This window comes from Cellulomonas xylanilytica, assembly GCF_007989805.1.
GTDB lineage: Bacteria > Actinomycetota > Actinomycetes > Actinomycetales > Cellulomonadaceae > Cellulomonas > Cellulomonas xylanilytica.
On sequence record NZ_BJUB01000008.1, the window covers coordinates 175,914 to 198,413 of the forward strand.

Annotated in this window: 23 protein-coding genes; 12 read left to right on the forward strand and 11 right to left on the reverse strand. The window is 73.2% G+C overall.

Annotated elements, in window-relative coordinates:
• Positions 1-16: 16 nt before the first annotated feature.
• A complete protein-coding gene (locus CXY01_RS13770) occupies positions 17-586 on the forward strand; it encodes an aromatic ring-opening dioxygenase LigA (RefSeq protein ID WP_246125340.1) in 570 nt (189 codons plus the stop codon).
• Positions 587-656: 70 nt separating this feature from the next.
• Here CXY01_RS13770 and CXY01_RS13775 read toward each other — a convergent pair whose 3' ends face one another.
• Positions 657-1,283 carry a hypothetical protein gene (locus CXY01_RS13775; protein WP_146927987.1) on the reverse strand — a complete coding sequence of 209 codons (627 nt, stop codon included), beginning with the start codon at positions 1,281-1,283 and terminating at the stop codon, positions 657-659.
• Positions 1,283-2,701, reverse strand: coding sequence for a PspC domain-containing protein (locus CXY01_RS13780; protein ID WP_186813407.1), 1,419 nt, complete (start codon positions 2,699-2,701; stop codon positions 1,283-1,285). The genes CXY01_RS13775 and CXY01_RS13780 overlap by 1 nt, the downstream gene beginning before the upstream one ends.
• Before the next feature lie 136 nt (positions 2,702-2,837).
• Between CXY01_RS13780 and CXY01_RS13785 the strand changes: the two genes are divergently transcribed.
• Together CXY01_RS13785 and CXY01_RS13790 are read left to right on the forward strand one after the other, a co-directional pair.
• Positions 2,838-4,142 (forward strand): ATP-binding protein, encoded by a 1,305-nt coding sequence (locus tag CXY01_RS13785; RefSeq protein ID WP_246125343.1) that lies wholly within the window; start codon positions 2,838-2,840, stop codon positions 4,140-4,142.
• Positions 4,139-4,795 carry a LuxR C-terminal-related transcriptional regulator gene (locus CXY01_RS13790; protein ID WP_146927990.1) on the forward strand — a complete coding sequence of 219 codons (657 nt, stop codon included), beginning with the start codon at positions 4,139-4,141 and terminating at the stop codon, positions 4,793-4,795. The genes CXY01_RS13785 and CXY01_RS13790 overlap by 4 nt, the downstream gene beginning before the upstream one ends.
• Positions 4,796-4,819: 24 nt before the next feature.
• Here the strand turns inward: CXY01_RS13790 and CXY01_RS13795 are convergent, their stop codons facing one another.
• Entirely contained in the window at positions 4,820-6,028 is a 1,209-nt protein-coding gene (locus CXY01_RS13795; RefSeq protein ID WP_146927991.1) for a hypothetical protein, read from the reverse strand.
• Positions 6,029-6,165: 137 nt separating this feature from the next.
• On the opposite strand from CXY01_RS13795, the gene CXY01_RS13800 reads away from it, so the two are divergent.
• Positions 6,166-6,582, forward strand: coding sequence for an NUDIX hydrolase (locus tag CXY01_RS13800; RefSeq protein WP_146927992.1), 417 nt, complete (start codon positions 6,166-6,168; stop codon positions 6,580-6,582).
• Here CXY01_RS13800 and CXY01_RS13805 read toward each other — a convergent pair.
• Complete coding sequence (locus CXY01_RS13805; RefSeq protein WP_146927993.1) at positions 6,579-7,709, reverse strand: serine hydrolase domain-containing protein; 1,131 nt, start codon at positions 7,707-7,709, stop codon at positions 6,579-6,581. The two genes, CXY01_RS13800 and CXY01_RS13805, sit on opposite strands and share 4 nt — an antisense overlap.
• 96 nt (positions 7,710-7,805) lie before the next feature.
• Here CXY01_RS13805 and CXY01_RS13810 point away from each other — a divergent pair, with 96 nt between their 5' ends.
• The 3 genes from CXY01_RS13810 to CXY01_RS13820 are packed head-to-tail and all read left to right on the forward strand — an operon-like array spanning position 7,806 to position 10,131.
• Complete coding sequence (locus tag CXY01_RS13810) at positions 7,806-8,927, forward strand: alcohol dehydrogenase catalytic domain-containing protein (RefSeq protein WP_146928100.1); 1,122 nt, start codon at positions 7,806-7,808, stop codon at positions 8,925-8,927.
• Positions 8,924-9,679 (forward strand): 3-oxoacyl-ACP reductase FabG, encoded by a 756-nt coding sequence (gene fabG, locus CXY01_RS13815; protein ID WP_146927994.1) that lies wholly within the window; start codon positions 8,924-8,926, stop codon positions 9,677-9,679. Before CXY01_RS13810 ends, fabG begins: the two co-directional genes overlap by 4 nt.
• Positions 9,676-10,131, forward strand: coding sequence for a MaoC family dehydratase (locus CXY01_RS13820; RefSeq protein ID WP_146927995.1), 456 nt, complete (start codon positions 9,676-9,678; stop codon positions 10,129-10,131). The genes fabG and CXY01_RS13820 overlap by 4 nt, the downstream gene beginning before the upstream one ends.
• 56 nt (positions 10,132-10,187) lie before the next feature.
• Here CXY01_RS13820 and CXY01_RS13825 read toward each other — a convergent pair whose 3' ends face one another.
• Entirely contained in the window at positions 10,188-11,411 is a 1,224-nt protein-coding gene (locus tag CXY01_RS13825; protein ID WP_146927996.1) for an acetyl-CoA C-acetyltransferase, read from the reverse strand.
• A complete protein-coding gene (locus tag CXY01_RS13830) occupies positions 11,411-12,604 on the reverse strand; it encodes an acyl-CoA dehydrogenase family protein (protein ID WP_246125346.1) in 1,194 nt (397 codons plus the stop codon). Before CXY01_RS13830 ends, CXY01_RS13825 begins: the two co-directional genes overlap by 1 nt.
• A 101-nt stretch (positions 12,605-12,705) precedes the next feature.
• Between CXY01_RS13830 and CXY01_RS13835 the strand changes: the two genes are divergently transcribed.
• From CXY01_RS13835 to CXY01_RS13855, 5 genes are read left to right on the forward strand one after another with little or no spacing between them, the layout of a single operon-like run.
• Positions 12,706-13,347, forward strand: a complete 642-nt coding sequence (locus CXY01_RS13835) for a QsdR family transcriptional regulator (protein ID WP_146927997.1) — start codon at positions 12,706-12,708, stop codon at positions 13,345-13,347.
• Positions 13,344-13,757 (forward strand): acyl-CoA thioesterase, encoded by a 414-nt coding sequence (locus tag CXY01_RS13840; RefSeq protein WP_146927998.1) that lies wholly within the window; start codon positions 13,344-13,346, stop codon positions 13,755-13,757. Before CXY01_RS13835 ends, CXY01_RS13840 begins: the two co-directional genes overlap by 4 nt.
• Positions 13,758-13,815: 58 nt before the next feature.
• A complete protein-coding gene (locus tag CXY01_RS13845) occupies positions 13,816-14,874 on the forward strand; it encodes a phosphotransferase family protein (protein WP_246125349.1) in 1,059 nt (352 codons plus the stop codon).
• Positions 14,874-16,073 (forward strand): acyl-CoA dehydrogenase family protein, encoded by a 1,200-nt coding sequence (locus CXY01_RS13850; protein WP_146927999.1) that lies wholly within the window; start codon positions 14,874-14,876, stop codon positions 16,071-16,073. The genes CXY01_RS13845 and CXY01_RS13850 overlap by 1 nt, the downstream gene beginning before the upstream one ends.
• 1 nt (position 16,074) lies before the next feature.
• Positions 16,075-17,655, forward strand: coding sequence for a long-chain-fatty-acid--CoA ligase (locus CXY01_RS13855; RefSeq protein WP_146928000.1), 1,581 nt, complete (start codon positions 16,075-16,077; stop codon positions 17,653-17,655).
• Positions 17,656-17,725: 70 nt separating this feature from the next.
• Here CXY01_RS13855 and CXY01_RS13860 read toward each other — a convergent pair whose 3' ends face one another.
• From CXY01_RS13860 to CXY01_RS13880, 5 genes are read right to left on the reverse strand one after another with little or no spacing between them, the layout of a single operon-like run.
• Complete coding sequence (locus CXY01_RS13860) at positions 17,726-18,991, reverse strand: ABC transporter substrate-binding protein (protein WP_146928001.1); 1,266 nt, start codon at positions 18,989-18,991, stop codon at positions 17,726-17,728.
• Between the two features lie 5 nt (positions 18,992-18,996).
• Positions 18,997-20,094 carry a branched-chain amino acid ABC transporter permease gene (locus tag CXY01_RS13865; RefSeq protein WP_146928002.1) on the reverse strand — a complete coding sequence of 366 codons (1,098 nt, stop codon included), beginning with the start codon at positions 20,092-20,094 and terminating at the stop codon, positions 18,997-18,999.
• Positions 20,091-20,969 carry a branched-chain amino acid ABC transporter permease gene (locus tag CXY01_RS13870; RefSeq protein ID WP_146928003.1) on the reverse strand — a complete coding sequence of 293 codons (879 nt, stop codon included), beginning with the start codon at positions 20,967-20,969 and terminating at the stop codon, positions 20,091-20,093. Before CXY01_RS13870 ends, CXY01_RS13865 begins: the two co-directional genes overlap by 4 nt.
• On the reverse strand, positions 20,969-21,679 hold the full coding sequence (locus tag CXY01_RS13875) for an ABC transporter ATP-binding protein (protein WP_146928004.1): 711 nt from the start codon (positions 21,677-21,679) through the stop codon (positions 20,969-20,971). Before CXY01_RS13875 ends, CXY01_RS13870 begins: the two co-directional genes overlap by 1 nt.
• Complete coding sequence (locus CXY01_RS13880; protein ID WP_246125350.1) at positions 21,676-22,422, reverse strand: ABC transporter ATP-binding protein; 747 nt, start codon at positions 22,420-22,422, stop codon at positions 21,676-21,678. The genes CXY01_RS13875 and CXY01_RS13880 overlap by 4 nt, the downstream gene beginning before the upstream one ends.
• Between the last annotated feature and the right edge of the window lie 78 nt (positions 22,423-22,500).

Consider the following 22,500-nt stretch of genomic DNA (forward strand, 5'->3'; position numbering starts at 1 on the left):
GTTCGGAAGGGGAGACATGACCACGACCACGACCACGGGGAGCTCGAAGACGGTCCGGGTGCTGGGGCTGCTGACGATCATCTTCGGGATCATCTTCATCATCGCGGGCGGTGTGACCTGGGGGGCGGTGGCCAGCAACCTCGCCGCCGAGAAGATCACCGTCTCCGACGACGCCCAGGCGTTCGGCGGGGAGCTGGTGGACACGCCCTGGGAGGCCTGGTTCCAGGCCGACATCATCAACACCCACGCACTGGAGGCGTCCGGCGGGAAGACCTACGCCGAGCTGGACCAGGACGACCCGACGCGCCAGACCGTCATGACGGCGTCGTTCCTGCGGGCCTCGCTGTTCACGTCCGTCGTCGCGTTCGGCGTCGCGGTCCTCGTGGTCGGCATCGGCGTCGTGTTCATCCTCATCGGATGGGCCCTGCGCAAGGCCGCGGCCGCGGCCGGTGTCGGCAGCGCAGCGGTCACGTCGACCGGCTCGTCGAGCTACCCGGACCCCGTCCCGTCCGGGCGGCCGACCGCACCGGCGGCGCCGACCTCGTCGACGACCCCGCCCCCGGCCCCGACGGGTTCGAAGGCCTGACCGCACGAGGGCGCCCGAGCAGCCACGGTTCGAGGACCGTGGCTGCTCGGGCGTCTGCGCTGCCGGGGGGTCAGCGCCGCGCGGCTCGCGCCCCGCTGACGATCGAGCCGACCAGCAGCGCCGTGCCGGCGACCGCGAGCAGGACGATCATCGCCAGCTGGAGGTCGATCGCGAAGCCGGCCGCCCACGCGAGCAGGCCGACGCCGATCGCGGCGATGACCAGACCCCACACGACCGTGCCCACGCGCAGCCGGCGGCGCGGCGGGTCGGCCGGCGCCGTCTCGACGACGGGGAGCGGGTCGGCGGCGGCGCTCGGTGCCGGGTCGGGCCGGTCGGCCGGCGCGTAGAGCGCACCGATCGGCGACGTGTACGGCGCCGGCTCGTCCTGCGAGGACCACGCCGTGGTGCTCGGGTACGGACGGGTCTCGTCGGCGACCGGCTCGCTCGTCCCGAACGACCTGTCGGTCTCCACCGGCTCGGCCGGCCGAACCGGTTCGACCGGCTCGGCCGTCTCGAGCGTGAGCACGGCGGTGTCGTCAGCGGGGATCACGGTGGTGTCGCCGTCGGAGATCACGACGGTGTCGTGCTCGGTGATCACCGCGGTGTCGTCGTCGGTGGTCCCCGTCGTGGGGGCCTCGTCGGTGACCGGCAGGGCGAGCGTCTGGTCGGCGTCGCGGGGGGTCTTGTCGGTGGGCATCAGTTCTCCTCGATGATCGAGACGTCGCCGGCGCCGATCTGGACCTGCAGCGCGAGCTGCGGTCCGTCCTCGTCGATCGCGCCGGACGTGAAGGTGCGGGGGTTGAGGCCGACGCCGTCGACGCTCTTGCTCTCGCCGTCGACGTCCCAGCGCACGGTGCCGGCGCCGGCGTCGACATCGGCGGAGATGCTCGCCTCGCTGGGCACGACGACGGTGAGGTCACCGGCGGCGAGCGAGATCGGGACCTCGAGGGTGTCGGAGGTCATCTGCAGGTCGCTGAGGTCGATCGTGACGTCACCGAAGCCCATCGAGAAGCCGTTCGCGGCCTCCTCGCGGTCGGTCACGTGCACGACGCCCTCGGCGGCGAAGTCGTGCTGCGACTCGCCCGACCAGACCCAGCTGGCGTTGTTCACCGCTCCGACGGGCACCGCGACGAGGATGCCGACGACGGCGAGACCGCCGAGGCCGCCGCTGGTCCGGCCGCGCAGCCCGGAGACGATGATCCCCAGGCCGCAGAGCACGATCCCGACACCCAGCGCGGTCAGGCCGACGGGTCCGTCGAAGTCGCCCTGGCGCTCCGCGATCAGCAGGACCGCGAGGCTGAGCAGGCTCAGCGCGACGACGACGCCGACGGTGCCGGCCCCGGCCCCCGGGGTCCGCGGACGCGGCGGGGTGACCGGGCGTGGCGCGGGCACCGGGCGCGGCGCCGGGGGCGGCGGCGGGGTGGGTGCGTACCCGGTGGACCACCCGGCGGCGGGCGGTGCTGCGGGCTGGTCGCCGTCGACGGGTGCCGTCGTCGCGGTGGGCGCCGGGTAGCCGCCGGCGGCCGGGTACGTCGCGGCGGGGTAGCCGACCGTCGGCTGCGAGCCGTACGGCTGAGGCTGGCCGTAGGGCCCGCCGGGCGGCCGCGGCTTCGGGTTCTGCTGGTTGGAGACGATGGCGATCACCATCACGATGCCGCCGACCAGGGTCACCCACAGGAGCCCCTGGACCCAGCCGGGAGGACCCCAGAAGAAGAACCAGTTGTCACCTCGGCCGAAACCGACGATCACGAAGGCCAGCGCACCGAGCAGGGCGATGTCGAACCGCCCGAGGACCATCTCCTCCAGGTGGATCCGGCCGTCGCGGCGCTCGGGCAGGAGCGCCCAGGCCACGCCGTACGCGACCAGCCCGATCCCGCCCAGCAGGAGCGTCGCGAAGAAGATGCCGCGCACCAGCAGCGGGTCGATGCCGAACCGGTCACCGAGGCCGCCGCTGACGCCGCCGATCCAGCGGTCGTCGGACCGCGTGATGCCGAGTCGGCGCACGGCGGCGAAGAAGCTGTTCGGCGCGTTCCCCGGCGCCGGTGTCGGGTCCGGCGCGGGGCTGCCCGGTGCCGGGTCGGGTCCGGCAGCGCCGGTGGGAGTGCTCGTGTCCATGTCTCGATCCTGGCCGTCCCGACGAGGCAGCGGCATCGGGTGGACCCCTGACCCCACCCTGAACCTGTCGGGTGGCGCCCCTGAACGGACCCTGGACCCGACCCCCGAACGGCTCGGGGCATGTGACGATCGGACCGTGCACCCCACCCCGACCGTCGTCGCGCCCCGCAGGCTGCCGCTGCGCCGCCCTGCGCGCGGGCGCGTCTTCGGCGGTGTCGCGCTCGGGCTCGCCGCGCACCTCGACGTTCCGGTCGCCCTGGTGCGCCTCGGGTTCGTCCTGCTCACGCCGGTCGCCGGGATCGGAGCGCTGCTGTACGCGTTCTGGTGGCTGGCGGTCCCGGCGGGCGACCCGGCGGACGCGGCGCAGGAGGTGCGCCCGAGCGCGCTGACCCGGCTCGCGCGGCGGCAGGCGATCGTCGAGCCCGGTCGACGGATCCCCGTGACGGACATCGCGATCGGCGGGCTGCTCGTCGTCGCGGCGGCCCTGCTGATCGCCGTCCGGTCGGGGGCGGACGTGCAGGCCGACTGGCTGCTGCCCGCCGTGATCGTGCTGGCCGGCCTGTGGCTGGCGTGGAGCCAGCTGGACGCCGTGCAGCGCGGCCGCCTGCGCGACCGGGCGGGAGGCCGCACCCCGGTCAGCCTCCTGCGCGTGGCCGGGGGGATCCTGCTCGCGGGGGTCGGCGTGCTCCTGTTCGTCGGGCTGGCGTCCGGCGAAGGGGTCGAGGCCGCGACGCTCGTGCAGTCGATCATCGCCGCCGTCGTGATGCTCGGCGGTGTCGCCCTCGTCCTGACGCCCTGGTGGCTGCGGCTGGTGCGCGAGCTGGGCGACGAGCGGGCCGCCCGCGCGCGGGAGTCCGAGCGCGCCGACATCGCGGCCCACCTGCACGACTCCGTTCTGCAGACCCTCGCCCTCATCCGGTCGCGGGCCGACGACTCCGCGGAGGTCGCCCGGATGGCCCGCGCCCAGGAGCGCGAGCTGCGCGAGTGGCTGTACGACGACCGTCCCGCGCCCGGGACGTCGGTCGCGGCGGCGCTGCGCGGCATCGTCGCCGAGGTCGAGGACTCCCGGTCCGGACCGTCGGGCGATCCGGTGGCCATCGAGTCGGTGGTCGTCGGGGACCGCGTGCCTGACGCCGACACCGAGGCGCTGCTGCAGGCGACGCGCGAGGCGCTGGTGAACGCCGTGGTGCACGGCCGGCCGCCCGTGTCGCTGTACCTGGAGGTCGGGACGTCGGAGGTCGAGGTGTTCGTGCGCGACCACGGCGACGGCTTCGACCTGGACGAGGTGGGCACCGACCGGTTCGGGGTGCGCGAGTCGATCATCGGGCGCGTGCGGCGCCGGGGCGGCACGGCGAAGGTGACCAGCAGCCCGGAGCGTGGGACCGAGGTGCACCTGGTGGTGCCCATCCGCGCCGTGGACGACGAAGGAGTCCAACCATGACCGACGCAGTCGATGTCGTCCTCGTCGACGACCACCACATGTTCCGGACGGGGGTGAAGGCGTCGCTGGACGCGGGCGTCCGCGTGGTGGGTGAGGCCGACTCGGTGGACGAGGCGATCCGCCTGGTCCGTGAGCTGCGGCCGCCGGTGGTGCTGCTCGACGTGCACCTGCCCGGCGGCGACGGCGGTGGCGGCGCCGAGGTCATCAAGGCGTGCACCGACCTGCTGGGTGAGACCCGGTTCCTCGCGCTGTCCGTGTCCGACGCGTCCGAGGACGTGGTCGCGGTCATCCGCGCGGGCGCCCGCGGGTACGTCACCAAGGCGATCGACGGCACCGACCTGTCGGACGCCGTCCGCCGCGTGGCCGGCGGCGACGCGGTGTTCTCGCCCCGGTTGGCGGGCTTCGTGCTCGACGCGTTCGGTGCGGCCGCCGGGGACGTCGCGATCGGGGACGACGAGCTGGACCGCCTCTCCGCGCGGGAGCGCGAGGTGATGCGGCTCATCGCGCGCGGGTACTCCTACCGCGAGGTCGCCTCCGAGCTGTTCATCTCGATCAAGACGGTCGAGACCCATGTCTCCGCGGTGCTGCGCAAGCTCCAGCTGTCCAGCCGGCACGAGCTGACGCGTTGGGCGGCGGCTCGACGGCTGCTGTGACGGTGCGGCTGCGGTGCCGGCTGCTCAGTGCCAGATCGAGGGGGAGCTGACGGTCTCCGTGCTGGTGCGGAAGTCCCAGCCCCCGCTGCGCAGGTCGCCGACGAGGACGGGTGCACCCATGGGCTCGAACGGCCCGGCCAACGTGTGCGCCCAGACGAGCTCGCCGCCACTGACCTGCGCGTGCACGCTCAGGAGGTCCTCGCGCCCGTCGCTGTCGATGTCCGCGGCGACCTGCCGGGAGCCCGACCAGCTCCACCCGCCCGCACGGAGGTCCGACGCGAGCCAGACGCCGCTCCACCCTCCACCGTTCTCGGGGTGGAAGGGCCGGTGGAAGACCAGGACACCGTCGCCGGGCTGCTGGTGCACGATCGTCAGCCCACGCCTCCCGTAGCCATCGATCTCCTGGAGCAGGTCGCGGCTCGCGTCGAACGACCAGCCCTGCGACGTCCGCGCGCCCTCCCACCTGCCCGAGTTGGCGAACGACCCCCCGGTGTTCTGCCAGAGCGTGTGGATCATCCCGTAGCCGCGCGCCGCGCCGTTGGCCCGGTGGGTCATCGAGAGGTCCGCGCGGCGGTCGCCGTTGACGTCGCCGACGAGGAAGCGGGAGTCGACGAACGGCTCCCAGCGGTCGATGTGCTCGGCGCCGGGGATGTCGCGCGGCATGATCGTGGCCCAGAGCTGCGGGTCCGCAAACCCGGACCCCGTGTTGCGGTGCACCCACACGTTGACGCCGACGGCGCCCAGGCCCCAGTCGTTGCGGTGCACGCTGACGACGTCGTCGCGGCGGTCGCCGTCGACGTCCCCCACGTACTGGCGGGAGTCCGCCCAGCTCCACCCGCCGCCGCGCAGGTCCGCCCAGACCTCGGGCTGCCCGGTCGACACCGGCACGACCCACAGCAGCACGCCGCCGTTGGGCTGCTGGTGGGAGATCAGCGCGTCCGGGGTGGGTGGCGAACCCACCGGGGCGAACACCCCCGACCCCGTCCGGGACTGGTCGAACCGGAATCCTCCGGTGTCGAGCGTCGCGACCAGCGCCGGGGCCACGGGCTCACCGAGGCCTGCCGACCCCACCGGTGCCCGCCACAGGTTGATCCCCCCGCCCGGGCGCACGTGTGCAGTCTGCAGCCACGGCACGAAGTCCCCGGGTGCGGCCGCGGCGGGCGGTGCGGCACCGAGGAGCACCGCGAGGGCGACGAGCGGGACGAGCCGGGCGAGCGCGGTCGGACGTCGCATCGGGACCACCAGGAGCAGAGCAGGGACGTGGAGGGGCACATCGTGGCACGCGGAGTCCTGCCGGGAGTTGGTCGTCCCTCGAACGGCTCAGGTGGCTGGCCCTGGCACGAGCACCGCAGGGGCCTAGGCTCGCCCGCGTGAAGCAACGCGTCGCCGCCTATGCCGTGGTCGTCGAGTCGGGACGGGTCCTGCTCCCGCACTGGGTCGAGGGTGGGCGGTCGGGGTGGACGCTCCCGGGCGGCGGGATCGACCCGGGCGAGGACCCCGCGGACGCCGCGGTGCGGGAGGTCCTCGAGGAGACCGGGTACCACGTGGAGCTCGACGAGCTGTTGGGCATCGACTCGATCGTCGTGCCGGCCGCCCTGCGCCTCGACCCGCGGGACGGCGACCTGCACGGCCTCCGGATCGTCTACCGCGCGCACGTCGTCGGCGGCGAGCTGACCGACGAGGTGGACGGCAGCACGGACACCGCGGCCTGGTTCGACGTGGCCGAGGTCGCGTCGCTCGACCGTGTCGAGCTGGTCGACACCGCGCTGCGGATGGCGGGGTACTAGAGCGCGCCGTAGAGCGCCTGCAGGTACGCGTCCGAGCGGGGGGACCCCAGGATGCCGGGCGACATCCGGTTCATGACGTAGGCGAACGTGAGGCCGCGGTCGACGTCGTTGACGACGAGCGAGCCGCCCCAGCCGCCCCAGAACGCCACGCGGCCCTCGGGGATGTGCGGCGTGCTGACCGGGTTCGACAGCCCGTAGCCGAGACCGAACCGCACCGGGACGCCGAGGACGAGGTCCACGTTGTCGGTGTGCTGCGCGAACACGAGCTCGATCGTGTCGGGGGAGAGCAGCCCGCCGCCGCCGTTCGTCAGCACGGACTGCACCCGCGCGACCGACCGGGCGTTCCCGTGGCCACCCGCCCCGCCGATCCCGGCCGCCTTCCAGCCGCGGGTCCACGTGATCGAGGCGTCGAGCCCGGGACCGCCGAGGGTGCGCCGCGCCGGCGACCCGGGTGGCAGCTGTGCGAGGTCGATCTGCGACGGTGGCGGCGGGACGACGTGGCTGACCCGGCCGTCCTGCGACTCGGGCAGCCCGAGCCAGAAGTCGGCGCCGAGGGGCTCGGCGATCTCGGCGCGGAAGAACTCGCCGAGCGTGCGGCCCGTGACGCGCAGGACGAGCTCGCCCACGAGGTGCCCGTAGTCGAGCAGGTGGTAGCCGGACAGCGTGCCCGGAGGCCACCACGGCGCCTGGGCGGCGAGGCGGGCGGTCGCGGCGGGGACGTCGAGGATGTCCTCGCCGGTGACGGGCTGGTCCCAGCCGGAGACGCCGGAGGTGTGGTTGAGCACGTGCCGGACGAGCACGGCTTCCTTGCCGGCGGCCTTGAACTCCGGCCAGTAGGTGCCGACGGGCTCGTCGGGGTCGAGCAGGCCGCGGTCGACGAGGACCAGGGCCGTCAGGGAGGTCATGGTCTTGGAGATCGACCAGACGTTGGTGAGCGTGTCCGCCGCCCACGGCGTGGTGCGCGCCTGGTCGGCCCAGCCGCCCCAGAGGTCGAGCACGAGGGTCCCGCGCTCGACGACGGCGAGGCTCGCGCCCAGCTCCTCGGCGCTGTCGAGGTGCTGCTGGAACACCTCGCGCAGCGGTGCGAACCGCTCGTCGGCGACTCCCTGGACCGGTGTGCCCGTCATCGAGCGTCTCCCTGACCTCGGCGATGGTGTGTACTGTGGCGGCAACATACCGCGCGGTCGGTATGCGTGACAACGACGTCGACGCTGGAGGTGCTCGTGCAGATCGTGGGTGCGGTGCTCGAACGCTCGGGCGCACCGGCGCCGTTCGCGCGGTCGCGACCGTTCACCATCGGACCCCTCGAGCTGGACGGACCCGGTCCGGGCGAGGTGCTGGTCCGGATCGAGGCGGCCGGGGTGTGCCACTCCGACCTGTCGGTGGTCGACGGCAACCGCGTGCGGCCCACCCCCATGCTGCTGGGCCACGAGGCCGCGGGCATCGTCGAGGTGCTCGGCGACGGCGTGAACGGCCTGGCGGTGGGCGACCGCGTCGTCATGACGTTCCTGCCCCGCTGCGGCGACTGCCCGGAGTGCGCGACCGACGGCCGGCTGCCGTGCCGGGTGGGCAGCGCGGCGAACGGGGCCGGCTCGCTCGTGGGCGACGGCCGACGCCTCTCCCGTGACGGCCGGCCCGTCCATCACCACCTGGGCGTGTCCGCGTTCGCCAGCCACGCCGTGGTCAGCCGGACCTCGGTCGTCCGCGTGGATCCCGACGTCCCGCCGGAGGTCGCGGCGCTGCTCGGCTGCGCGGTGCTGACCGGCGGCGGCGCGGTGGTCAACGCCGGCCGTCCGCGGGAGGGTGACACGGTGATGGTCGTCGGGCTCGGAGGGGTGGGCATGGCCGCACTGCTGGTCGCGGTCGCGCTCGGGTTCGAGGTCGTCGGGGTCGACGCGCTCCCGGACAAGCTCGACGCTGCGCGAGCCAACGGGGCGTCGGCCGTCTTCACCCCCGCCGCACTCGCCGAGGCGTCCGTCAGGGCACCCGTCGTGATCGAGGCGGCCGGGAACGCCCGGGCGTTCGAGACCGCGTTCGCCGCGACCGCGCCGGGCGGCACCACGGTCACCGTGGGTCTGCCGGCACCGGACGCCCGCGCGTCCGTGAGCCCGTTGACCCTCACCGCCGAGGCCCGGACCGTCGTCGGCAGCTACCTCGGGTCCGCCGTGCCCGCGCGCGACATCCCGCTCTACGTGGACCTGTGGCGGTCCGGGCGCCTGCCGCTCGAGCGCCTGGTCTCCTCCCGCATCACCCTGCACGACCTCGACGTCGCCATGGACCGCCTCGCGGCCGGTGGCGAGCTCCGCCAGCTGATCGTTCTCGACGAAAGGGACCCCCTCCAATGACAGAGACCCGAACCGCCCTCGTGACCGGAGCTGCTCGTGGCATCGGCGCCGCGACCGCCCTCCGGCTGGCCGCCGACGGCTTCCAGGTGGCCGTCCTCGACCTGCGGGAGGACGACACCGCGGAGACCGTCGATGCCATCCGGGCGGCCGGCGGCTCGGCCCTCGGCCTCGGTGCCGACGTCGGCAGCACGGACGACGCGGCCGCGGCCGTCGCCCGTGTCGCCGCCGAGCTGGGTGCGCCGACGGTGCTGGTCAACAACGCCGGCATCCTGCGCGACAACCTGCTGTTCAAGATGACCGAGAACGACTGGGACTCCGTGATGTCCGTGCACCTGCGCGGCGCGTTCCTCATGAGCAGGGCCGTGCAGAAGCACCAGGTGGACGCCGGCTGGGGCCGGATCGTGAACCTGTCGAGCACGTCGGCCCTGGGCAACCGCGGGCAGGCCAACTACGCCACGGCCAAGGCGGGGATCCAGGGGTTCACCAAGACGCTCGCGTTCGAGCTGGGGCGGTACGGGATCACGACGAACGCGGTGGCGCCGGGGTTCATCGGCACGGACATGATCCGGCAGACCGCCGAGCGCATGCACGTCACGTACGAGCAGTTCGTCGAGGCCGCCGCCAAGGAGATCCCCGTCGGGCGCATCGGGGTGCCCGAGGACATCGCGCACGCCGTCTCGTTCTTCTGCTCGGAGGCCGCGAGCTTCGTCAACGGGCAGGTCCTCTACGTGGCGGGCGGTCCGAAGGCATGATCGCCGTCGCGACACCGGGCGGCCTGGTCGACGTGATCGGGCAGTCGGTCACGGCCGAGGAGTGGTTCACCGTCGACCAGGCGCGGATCGACGCGTTCGCCGACACCACCGACGACCACCAGTGGATCCACGTCGACCCGGTGCGGGCCGCGCAGGGGCCGTTCGGCGCGACCGTCGCGCACGGGTACCTGACCCTGTCGCTGATCCCGTCGCTGACCGACGGGCTGGTCGAGGTCGGCGGGACGGGCCTGGTGGTCAACTACGGCCTCGACAAGGTCCGCTTCCTGCAGCCGGTGACGGCCGGCTCCCGCATCCGGGCGACGAGCACGGTGACGTCCGCGGAGCCGACGGCGCAGGGCGTCCGCGCGACCTTCACGATCACCCTCGAGATCGAGGGCGCGTCCAAGCCGGCCCTGGTCGCGGAGACGGTCGTCCTGTACTTCGCCGCCTGAGCGCCACGACGCCCGAGGACGTGACCCACGTCCTCGGGCGTCGTGCTGTCACGGTTCTACGAGACCCGCTCCACCACCATCGCCATGCCCTGGCCGCCGCCGACGCACATGGTCTCCAGGCCGAACGTCGCGTCACGCGTGGCCAGGCCGTGCAGGAGGGTCGTCGTGAGCCGGGCGCCCGTGCTGCCGAACGGGTGGCCGACCGCGATCGCGCCGCCGTGCACGTTCAGCTTCTCGTGGTCGATCCCGAGCGCCCGCGCCGACGGCAGGACCTGTGCCGCGAACGCCTCGTTGAGCTCGACCAGGTCGATGTCGTCGATGGTCAGGCCCGCCCGCGCCAGTGCCATCCGCGAGGCGTCGACGGGGCCGAGGCCCATGATCTCGGGCGACAGGCCGCTGACGCCGGTGGAGACGATCCGGGCGAGCGGGGTGAGTCCCAGCTCGTCGACGATCCGGTCGCTGACCACGACGACCGCCGCGGCGCCGTCGTTGAGCGGGCAGCAGTTGCCCGCCGTGACGGTGCCGTCGGGTCGGAACACCGGGTTCAGGCCGGCCAGCGACTGAGGCGTGACGCCGGCGCGCGGACCGTCGTCGGCGGACACGACCGTGCCGTCCGGCAGGGTCACGGGCGTGATCTCCTCGGCCCAGAACCCGTTGGCGAGCGCCTTCTCCGCGCGGTTCTGGGACAGCGCCGCGAACTGGTCCTGGTCGGCGCGCGTGGTGCCGGTCAGGGCGGCGACGTTCTCCGCGGTCTGACCCATGGCGATGTAGGCGTCGGGGAGCAGGCCGCTCTCGCGCGGGTCCACCCAGGCCTCGCCGGACACCGCCCGCGCGGCCGTGCGGCCCACGGCGTCGGCGAACCGCGGGTTCTCCAGCGAGGCGCCGGGGATGTAGTCGCTGTTCCCGATGGCGGACCGGCTCACGCACTCGACGCCGGCCGACACGAACACGTCGCCCTCGCCGGCCTTGATCGCGTGGAACGCCATGCGGGTGGTCTGCAGCGACGACGAGCAGTACCGGTTGACGGTCGTGCCGGGCACGCCGTCGAGCCCGAGGAGCACCGCGACGATCCGGGCCATGTTCATGCCCTGCTCGCCGCCGGGCATGCCGCAGCCGAGCAGCAGGTCCTCGACCCGCCCGGGGTCGAGGTCGGGCACCTGCGCGAGAGCGGCGCGGACCATGGACGCCGCCAGGTCGTCGGGACGCAGGTCCTTCAGCGAGCCCTTGAACGCGCGGCCGATGGGGGAGCGGGCGGTCGCGACGATGTACGCCTCGGCCATCAGACGAACGCCGCGATGCCGGTGATGGCACGCCCCACGATGAGGTTGTTCATGTCGTGGGTCCCTTCGAACGAGTAGACCGCCTCGGCGTCCGCCATGTAGCGCGCGACGCCGTGGTCGAGCTGGATGCCGTTGCCGCCGAGCGTCTCGCGGCACAGCGCCACGGTCTCGCGCATCGTCTGGGTCGTGTACGCCTTGGCGAGCGCGGAGTGCTCGTCGCCCTGCCGGTCCTCGTCCAGAAGCTGGGAGACGCGGACGCACATCGCGATGCTCGCGGTGATGTTGCCGAGGCAGCGCGCGAGCCGGTCCTGGACCAGCTGGAACGACGCGATCGGCTTGCCGAACTGCTCGCGCTCGAGCGCGTAGCGGACGGTGGCCTCGTAGGCGCCGACGGCCACGCCGACGGCCTGCCAGGCGACCTCCGCGCGGGTCAGCCGCAGCACGACGGCGACGTCCTTGAACGAGCGGATGTTCGGGAGCCGGTCCGCCTCGGCGACCTCGACCCCGTCGAGCAGGATGTCGGCGTTCTGCACCGTGCGCAGCGCCTGCTTGCGCTCGATCTTCGTCGCGGTGAACCCCGGGGTGCCGCGGCGGACGAGGAAGCCCTTGACCTGGTCGTCCGCGGTGTCGCGGGCCCAGATGACGACGACGTGCGCGAACGTGGCGTTCCCGATCCAGCGCTTGGCTCCGTTGAGCACCCACGTGTCCCCCGTCCGGTGCGCCGTGGTGCGCAGGCCGCGGGCGGTGTCCGAGCCGGACAGCGGCTCGGTCAGCCCGAAGCCGCCGATCACCTCGCCCGTCGCCATCGGCGGGAGCCACTGCGCGCGCTGCTCGGGCGAGCCGCCGACGCCGATCGCGCCCATGGTCAGGCCGTTCTGGACGCCGACGAACGTGGCGAAGCCGGGGTCGACCCGCGCGAGCTCGAGCGCGACCCAGCCGCGGTACAGCGCGCTGTTCTCGAACCGCTGGGTCTCGGGCCACACCGGCCCGAGCATGCCGAGCCGCCCGACCTCGGGGATGAGGTGCATGGGGAACTCGGCGCGGTCCCAGTAGTCGTCGGCGATGGGGCGGAGCTCGCGCTCCAGGAACTCGCGGATCTCCATGACGTGCGCGTTCTCGTCGGGGGTGAGGAGGTCCTGGAAGGAGTAGAAGTCGCTCGTCAGGAGCGCGTGGGAGAGGTCTGCTTGGGTCACCGGATGGCTCCGCTCGTGGATCGGCTCTGATCTCGCCCCCGAGTCTGCATCATTTTCTGAGATGTTGCATAGCCCCTACCGAGAAGGAGTAGGTTGCCGCCATGTCGAACCTTGGCGTGATCGGAGACGGGCTCGGCCGCATCGGCACCCGCGTCGCCCCGTCGTGGCTGTCGCAACGGCTGGAGGACGGTGAGCACGCCGACGCCGTGCGCGCGTTCGTCGCCGCCCGCGCCACGTTCATCGAGGGCTCACGCATCGACATGGGCCGGCTGGCCGCCAAGCTGGGCGTCGACCGCACGTCGCTGTTCCGGTGGGTCGGCAACCGCGACGCGCTCCTCTCGGAGGTGCTGTGGTCGCTCGCCGTCCCCACGCTGGAGCAGGCGGAAGCCGCCACCCGGGACGCGGAGGGGGCGGCGCGCGTGTCCGCGGTGCTCACGCACTTCGCCGGCGACCTCATCACGGCGGACTACTTCCGCGGCTTCCTCCAGCGCGAGCCCGCACGCGCCCTGCGGCTGCTGACGACCAAGGAGAGCGAGATCCAGCGGCGGTACGTCGCGGTCGTCGAGGCCCTGGTGCGCCAGGAGCTGGGAGAGCAGCCGTTCGGGCGCGGGGTGAGCGCGCACGACCTGGCCTACCTGCTGGTCCGCATCTCGGAGTCGTTCACCTACGCCGACCTGCTCAACGGCGACCGGCCCAGCGCGGAGCGCGCGCGCGCGGCCTTCGAGCTGGTGCTGCGGCCATGACAGAGCAGCGGTGGCCCCATCGTGCACATTTTGGAACGCGCTGGAACGACAACGACGTCTACGGCCACCTCAACAACACCGTCTACTACGAGGCGATGGACACGACGATCAACGTCTGGCTCATGTCGACCGCCGGGCTCGACCCGACTGCGGGGGAGCCGATCGGCGTCTGCGTCTCGTCGTCGTGCGAGTTCAAGGCCTCCGCCGCCTTCCCGGAGCCGCTCGAGGTCGGCCTGCGCGCCGGCCGGCTGGGCGCGACGAGCGTGACCTGGGAGCTCGGCATCCTGCGCGGCGGCGAGCTCGTGGCCGAGGGGCGCTTCGTGCACGTGTTCGTCGACGACGCGACGCGGCGGCCGGTCCCGATCCCCGACCGGATCCGTGCGGCGATCGAACGCGACCTGGTCGTCTGATCCGGTAGCATACCGACCGGGCGGTATGACGACGTGCGGCCCGGAGAGGTGGTCGACGATGACCCGACGCATGCCGGACCCACCCGGGCTCGACGTGGCACAGCTGGAGGCGTACCTGCGCCGTGAGCACCCGACCGTGGTGGGCGACGGCACGTTGTCCGCACGCGTGATCGCCGGCGGGCGCAGCAACCTCACGTACCGGGTCGACGGGGGCGTCCGGCCGCTGGTCGTCCGGCGGCCACCGCTCGGGCACGTGCAGACCACGGCGCACGACATGGCCCGCGAGCACCGCGTCATCTCCGCCCTGCAGGGTTCGCGGGTGCCGGTGCCGCCGACCGTCGCGCTGGTGGACGACCCGTCCGCCGGGACCGGGACCGTGTTCTACGTCATGGACCTCGTCGAGGGCACCGTGCTCGCGCACCCGTCGCAGAACACCACGTACACCGCGGACGACCTGCGCACCGTGAGCCTGGAGCTGGCCACCCTGCTGGCCGAGCTGCACGCCATCGAGCCCGCGGACGTCGGGCTGGCCGACCTCGGACGCTCGGACGGGTACCTCGACCGGCAGCTGAGGCGCTGGCGGACGCAGCTCGACGGCTCGCGCTCGCGGCCGGTACCCAGCCTGGACGACCTGCAGGGACGCCTGGCCGAGCGCGTCCCGACCACCCGGCGCAGCAGCATCGTGCACGGCGACTACCGCCTGGACAACGTGCTCGTCTCCGACGGCCCGCGCATCGCCGCGATCCTCGACTGGGAGATGGCGACGCTCGGGGACTCCGCCGTCGACCTCGGCATGCTGGGGCTGTACTGGCACATTCGCGACATCCCACAAGTCGCAGCGGGTGGCAGCGTCGCGCCCAGCGCGGTCGACCCGGCGGCGGGCTACCCCGAGTTCGACGAGCTCGTCGACGCGTACAGCGCCCGGCTGGGCAGCAGCGTGCCGGAGCTGGGCTGGTACCGGGCGTTCGCCGCCTACAAGCTCGCCGTCATCCTCGAGGGCATCCACTTCCGGTTCCTCGGCGGGGACACCGTGGGCGACGGGTTCGACCGGATCGGCGCCCTCGTCGCGCCGCTCGCCGACGAAGGGCTCGCGCAGCTGGCGGGGGCGGTGCGCTGATGGACTTCGCCCCCGACGCCACGACGGTCGACATGGTCCGTCGCACCAGGGCGTTCCTCGACGAGCACGTCTACCCGGCCGAGCCGGTGCTGGAGGCCGAGCTCGCCGCGACCCCCACCGAGTGGGGCACCCGGCCGGTGGTCCGGCGCCTGCAGGGCCTGGCCAGCGAGCAGGGCCTGTGGAACCTGTTCCTGCCGAGCGTCCTGACCAACCTCCAGTACGCGCCCGTCGCCGAGCTCACGGGCCGCAGCCCGCGCCTGGCCCCGGCCGCGTTCAACTGCGCCGCCCCGGACACCGGGAACATGGAGCTGCTCACCGAGTTCGGGACGCCCGAGCAGAAGGAGGAATGGCTCGAGCCGCTCCTGGACGCCGAGATCCGGTCCGCGTTCTGCATGACGGAGCCGGACGTGGCCTCGTCCGACGCGTCGCAGATCGCGACCCGCATCGTCCGCGACGGCGACGAGTACGTGATCACCGGCCGCAAGTGGTGGTCGACGGGGGCCATGAACCCGGACTGCACGCTGCTGGTCGTCATGGGCGCCACCGACCCGTCCGCGGACCGGCACCGCCGCCAGTCCATGGTCCTGGTCCCGCGGGACACGCCCGGGGTGCAGATCGTGCGGCCGCTGACCGTGTTCGGGTACGACGACCGCGACCACGGCGGCCACGCCGAGATCATGTTCGACGAGGTCCGCGTCCCCGTCGGCAACATCCTCGCGGGAGAGGGCCAGGGGTTCGCGATCGCGCAGGCCCGGCTCGGGCCCGGCCGGATCCACCACTGCATGCGGTCGCTCGGCATGGCGGAGCGAGCCATGGACCTGGTCGTCGAGCGCGCGACCTCGCGCGTCGCGTTCGGCAGGCCCCTGGCGGCCCAGGGCGTCGTGCGCGAGTGGGTGGCCGAGTCCCGCCTGCAGATCGAGGCGCTGCGGCTGCTGGTGCTCAAGACCGCCTGGCTCATGGACACGGTCGGCAACCGCGCCGCGATGACCGAGATCCAGGCCATCAAGATCGCGGTCCCGCGGGCCGTGCAGCAGATCCTCGACCGCGCGATCCAGCTGTTCGGCGCGGCCGGCCTGTCCGGCGACCAGCCGCTGGCCGAGATGTTCGCCGGCGCCCGGGCCCTGCGCCTGGCGGACGGTCCGGACGAGGTCCACCTCGCCTCCCTCGGGCGAGCCCAGCTCACGACGACAGGAGAGTGACATGACTGATCAGGCCCTCGACGGTGCGGGCTTCGGGAGCATGTCGGTCGCGGCGATCCTCGCCGAGACCGCCCACCGCACCCCCGACCGCACGGCGTTCTTCCTCGGTGACCAGGTGGTCCGCTACGGCGAGCTCTGGGACCAGACCCGGGCGTACGCGGGGGCGCTGCGCGCTCGCGGTATCGGACCGGGCGACCGGGTCGCCATGATCGTGCCGAACGTGCCCGACTTCGCCCGCGTCTACTACGGCGTGCTCGCGCTCGGCGCGGTCGTCGTGCCGGTCCACCTGCTGTTCAAGGCCGACGAGATCGAGTTCGTCCTGCGCGACTCCGGCGCGACGGTCCTGGTGGCCGCCGCCCCGATGCTCGCCGAGGCGGGTCCCGCGGCCGCGCGCGCCGGCATCCCGCTGCTGACGGTGCTGGTGCCGGACGGGATGGCCGTGCCGTTCCCGCGCCTGGAGGACGAGGCGGCGGCCGCCCAGGCGATCGACCTGTACGAGTCCGTGCACCCGATCAGCCCCGCCACGATCCTGTACACGAGCGGCACCACCGGCCGGCCCAAGGGCGCGGTCGGATCGCACATGGCGATCATCGAGCAGGTCAACGTCGCCCTCATCGACCTGTTCGACATGGTGCGCGACGACGTCGTCTTCGGCGGCCTGCCGCTGTTCCACACGTTCGGCCAGGTGTCGGTCATGAACACGGCGTTCCGCCGCGGCGCCGCCGTGATCCTGCTGCCCAAGTTCGACCCGGACCAGGCGCTCGCGCAGATGGTGCAGCACGGCGCGACCGTCTTCACCGCCGTCCCGACGATGTACATCGGGCTGATCCAGGCCGCCGCGCGCAGCACCGCCCGGCCACCCCTGCGCTACGCCGTCTCCGGGGGCGCCGCCCTGCCGGTCGCGGTGCTCGAGGCGTTCGACCGCGAGTTCGGCGCCGAGGTGCACGAGGGCTACGGCCTGACCGAGACGTCGCCCGCAGTGGCGTTCAACCACGTGGGCGAGCCGATCCGGCCCGGCACCGTCGGCCGCCCGCTGTGGGGCGTGGACATCGAGATCGCGGACGCCAGCATCGACGACCGCGTCGTCCGCCTGCCCGTCGGCGAGCTCGGCGAGATCGTCGTGCGCGGTCACGCCCTGTTCAAGGGGTACCTGGGCAACCCGGACGCGTCGGCCGCGGCCGTGGTCGACGGCTGGTTCCGCACGGGTGACCTGGGCACCAAGGACGCCGACGACATCGTCACGATCGTCGACCGCAAGAAGGACATGATCGTCCGCAACGGCTACAACGTGTACCCCAGCGAGGTCGAGGACGTCATGATGCGGCACCCCGCCGTCGCGTTCGCCGCCGTCTTCGGGCTCCCCGACGAGGCGCGCGGGCAGGAGGTGCACGCCGCGGTCGTGCTCCTCGACGGGCACGAGGCCACGCCCGAGGAGCTGGTGGCGTTCGTGCAGGAGCGCATCGCCGCGTACAAGTTCCCGCGCGTCGTCCACCTGGTCGACTCCCTGCCGCTCGGGGGCAGCGGCAAGGTGCTCAAGCGCGAGCTGGTGGCGCAGTACTCGACGGCCCCCGTCGACGCCTGACGACTGTCGCCCGCCTGACGCGCCGGAGGCCCGGTCCCCTCGTGGGGGACCGGGCCTCCGTCGTGCCGGGTCAGGCGGTCGGGATGCCGTCGCCCTCGAGCGGCACGGACGTGCCGGTGTACGGCTCGACCGCGCCGCTGCCGGCGTCCGTCGTGTAGATCTGACCGTCGACGTAGTCCTGGACGCCCTTGTCGACCACCGTGATGCCGACGCCCTCGAACGCGGCGTGGCTGTCCTTGGAGAAGCTCAGGGGGACGATGCCGTTGCCCGTGAGGGCGCCGACCTCCAGCGCGTCGAGCAGGCTCTTGCGCGTCGGGTCGTCGCCGGCCTTGGCCAGCGCCTGCGCGAACAGGTACCCCACCGACATCCCGAACACGGTGTTGCCGCTGAACGGGGCGCCGTCGTTGTACTCGTCGTTGATCTCCTGGAACAGCGAGACCCACTCGTCGTCGGGGCTGAACGGCAGGTAGTTGGAGCTGACGAAGCCCTGCAGGAGCAGCGGTGCGACGTCCTCGCCGAGGTAGCCGACCAGCGTCGGGTAGTCGCCGCCGGACGACGAGGAGACCCACTGCGCCGGGTACTTCATCTTGGCGGCCGTGCCCAGCGCGAGCGCCGTGAAGCCGTTGACGGTGGCCAGGAAGTTGACCTCGCAGCCGGCGGCCTGCATGGCGCCGACCTGGGCGACGACGTCCTGCGTGGACACCGAGTACGTCTGCGTCGACGCGAGCCCGTCGGGCCCGAGCACCTGCAGCAGACCGGTGGTGAAGTCGGTGCCGAAGTCGTCGTCCTGCCCGAGCACGCAGAACGTCTTGTCCGGCCACGTCTCCTTCGCGTAGGTGGCCAGCGCCTTCGCCTCCACGATGTAGTTCGCGTTGTAGGCGAACGTCCACGGGAACGTGCCGGGCTGGTCCCACTTGGGGCTGCCCGAGGCGACGAAGAGGTCCGGCACCTCGTTCTCGTTCAGGTAGTCGACCACCGCGGAGTGCGTGGGCGTGCCCAGGCCGTTGATGACGGCGAAGACCTCGTCCTCCTGCACCAGCTCGCGGACCACCGTCGAGGTGGTCGCCGGGTTGTACCCGTCGTCCTTCACGACGTACTCGATGCTGCGGCCGTTGATGCCGCCGTTGTCGTTGACGTACTCGAAGTACGCCTTCGTCGCCGCCGAGATCGACGAGTAGCCCGCTGCGGCGGGGCCGGTCAGCGGCGTGTGCGTGCCGACCGTGACGGTGTCCTCGGTGACCCCCGGGGAGGGCTCCGGGGTGCTGCAGGCGGCGAGGCCGCCCGCGAGGAGGGCCGTGGTGGCGATCAGCGCGACGGACCGGGAGCGTTGTGACATCGGTGTCACCTCTGTTCTTCGGTAGGGACGAGGACCTTGCGCGGTGCGGGTTCTGCTGCGGGAGGTGGGACGTCGGGGGTGGGGCGGCGGCGTCGCCGGGCGGCGTCGATGGCGCCGTGCAGGCCGTGCGGGGCGACCGCCATCACGGTGATGAGCAGGAGCCCGAAGACGAGGACGGCCAGGTTCCCGTCGAGCCGCTGCGCGGCGTCCGCGGGGAGGCTGGCCGTGAGCCGGCCGATGAGCCAGGGCAGGAGCACGACGACGACCGAGCCCAGCGCGGCGCCGAGGATGCTGCCGAGCCCGCCGATCACGACCGCCACCACGAGCAGGAGCGAGAACCCGACCGTGTACGCGCCGGGGCTCACGGCTTGGGCGACGAAGCACAGGACGGCTCCGCCGACGCCCGCCGCGACCGAGCTGGCGGTGAACGCGAGCACCTTGACGCGCCCGGCGGGGATGCCGCTGAGCCGGGCGGCCACCTCGTCGTCGCGGACGGCGAGCATCTTCAGACCGAACCGTCCGCCGCGCAGCAGCGTCAGGCCGGTCACCACGGCTGCCGTGACCACGACGGCCACCATCGCCTGCCACTGCTCCAGGGCGACCACCCGGCGCAGGGCGTCGGGCACCCCCTCGAACGGGATCTGGACCCCCTGGTCGCCGTGCAGCACGGTCGACCAGGTGGACGCGACCGCGGGCAGGGCGACCACGACGGCGAGCGTGAGACCCGCCAGGTACGGGCCCGATAGGCGGGCGGCCGCGAGGCCGAGGAGCAGGCCGACGACGGCCGCCGCCAGCGCCCCGGCGAGGAGCGCGAGCACGAAGGCGGCCAGGCCGCCGAACGGCAGCGCGTTGGTCGTCAGCGCGAACCCGTAGCCGCCGACCGCCATGAGGGCGGCGTGCCCGAGCGAGAGCTGGCCCGTGGCGCCGACGAGCACGGTGAGCCCGGCCGTCGCGCACAGGTACGCGGCCACCAGCGCGAGCTGGTAGTTGCGGAACGGGTCGAGCGCGAACGTGCCGCCCAGCGCGACGACCGTCCAGCCCGCCGCGAGGACCAGCGTGCGCGCCAGCGGGCGCTGTCCAGGGAGCCTCTGCCGGCCGGTCATGCGCGCCTCGCCTCCGCCGCCGCGAACAGTCCCGCCGGTCGCAGGAGGAGCACCAGCACGAGCAGGACGAGCACGGCGATGGGCACCAGGCCGGCGCCGAGGTAGCCGGTCACCAGGCTCATCGCGACGCCGACGACCACCCCACCGACGAGCGCGCCGACCGGCGAGTCCAGCCCACCGACCACCGCGACCGTGAACCCGAGCACGAACAGGGAGTCGGTCGCGTGCGGGTTCAGGCCGAGGCTCGTCGGCACCAGCAGGAGCGCCGCCAGCGAGCCGACGACGCTCGACAGGACCCAGCCGACGGTGACGGTGCGCGACACCCGGACGCCGAGCAGGCGCGAGACTTCGGGAGCGAAGGCCGCGGCGCGCATCTGCAGGCCGAGCGACGTCCACCGGAACAGCACGGCCAGTGCGCCCATCACCACCACGGCGACGACCAGCACGAACAGGTCGTACGGCGACAGCAGCGGCACCCCGCCGACGACGATCGCACTGTCGTCGAACGGGACGCGCATCGGCCGGTAGTCGGGCCCGAAGAGGATCCCGAGCGCGGACTGCAGCACCATCACGAGCCCGATGGCCAGGATGACGCCGGACAGCGGCGACGCCGGCGACGCGAACCGCATGACCCCGCGCTCGACCGCGAACCCCAGCAGCCCGCCGGCCAGCAGCGCGGCCAGCAGACCGAGCCAGTAGCTGCCGGTCAGCGACGTGACCTCGAACGCGACGTAGGTGCTGACCACCGCCATGGCGCCCTGCGCGAAGTTGACGACGCGGGCGCCGCGCCAGATGAGCACCAGCGCGAGGGCGAACAGCGCGAGGACGGCACCGCGCGCGAGGCCGGTGCCCAGGAGGAAGACGAGTCTGTCCATCAGAACCCCAGGTAGGCGTGGCGGAGGCGGTCGTCGGCGGCGAGCTCGTGCGCGGGCCGCGACGCGACGACCTCGCCGAGCCCGAGGACGACGCCGTGGTCGGCGACGGAGAGTGCGCCGACGACGTTCTGCTCGGCGAGCAGGACGGTCAGCCCGGTGCGGTCGGCCAGCGAGCGCAGGACGCCCATGATCTGCGCGACGACCCGCGGCGCCAGGCCGAGCGACGGCTCGTCCAGCAGCAGGACGGTGGGCCGAGCGACCAGGGCCCGGCCGAGCGAGAGCATCTGCCGTTCCCCGCCGGAGAGCTGGTGGCCGGGGTTGTCCCGGCGACGGGCGAGCGGCTCGAACAGCTCGTAGACCTCGGCGACGGCCGTGCGTCGGTCGGGCCCGCGCCACAGCCCGCCGAGCCGCAGGTTCTCGTCGACCGTGAGCTCCGCGACCACGCCGCGACCCTCGGGGACGTGCGCGAGCCCGCGCCGGACCCGGTCCTCGACGCTCACCCCGGCGAGGTCCTGCCCGGCCAGGCGGATGCTGCCCCGGGTCACCGGGACGAGGGCGGACAGGGTCCGCAGCAGCGTGGTCTTGCCGGCCCCGTTAGCCCCGACGAGGGCGACGATGCTGCCGGCCGGCACGTCGAGGTCGACGTCGCGCAGGACCGGCGCGCCGCCGTAGCCGACGGTCAGCCCACGGACCTCCAGCAGCGCGCTCACCGGGTGGTCACCTCGATCCCCAGGTACGCCTCGTCCACGGCCGGGTCGCCCGCGACCTCGTCGGGGGTGCCGGACGCGATCACGCGCCCGAAGTCGAGGACGACGACGCGGTCGCAGACGCTCATCACGAAGTCGACGTGGTGCTCGACCAGCAGGACGGCGCAGCCGGTGCCGGCGGTGTGCCGGACCAGCTCGCCGAGCGTGGCGATGTCCTCGGCGCCGAGGCCCCCCGCGGGCTCGTCGAGCAGGAGCAGACCCGGCTGCGCGACGAGCGCCCGGGCCAGCGCGACCTTCTTCTGCTCGGGGTAGGGCAGGTCGCCCACCGGACGGTCGGCGTGCGCGGCGAGGTCGAGCGCGTCGAGCTGCCGCTGGGCGTCCGCGCCGGGGTCCGTCGCGCCGAGGTGGCCGGCCAGCACGTTCTCCCGGACGGTCAGCCCGCGGAACAGGCCGAGGCCCTGCAGGGTGCGGGCGACGCCTCGCGCTGACAGCCGGGTCGGGTCGCCGGGGAGCGGGTCGCCGTCCACGGTGATCGTTCCCGCGCTCGGGCGGACGAGGCCGCAGACGGCGTTGAACAGGGTGGTCTTGCCGGCTCCGTTGGGGCCGATCAGCCCGACGACCTCGCCCTTGCGCACCTGCAGGCTCACGTCGTCGAGGGCGCTCAGGCCCCCGAAGCGGACGCTCAGGCCGCGGACGTCGAGATGCGGCTCACCACCCGTCCTGACGGGTGTCATCTGTGCGGACATCGGCACCTCTTCGTGTCGGTGAGGACGAAAGTACAACAGAAACCGACCGGACGGTATGGAGATCAGGACACGGTTCGA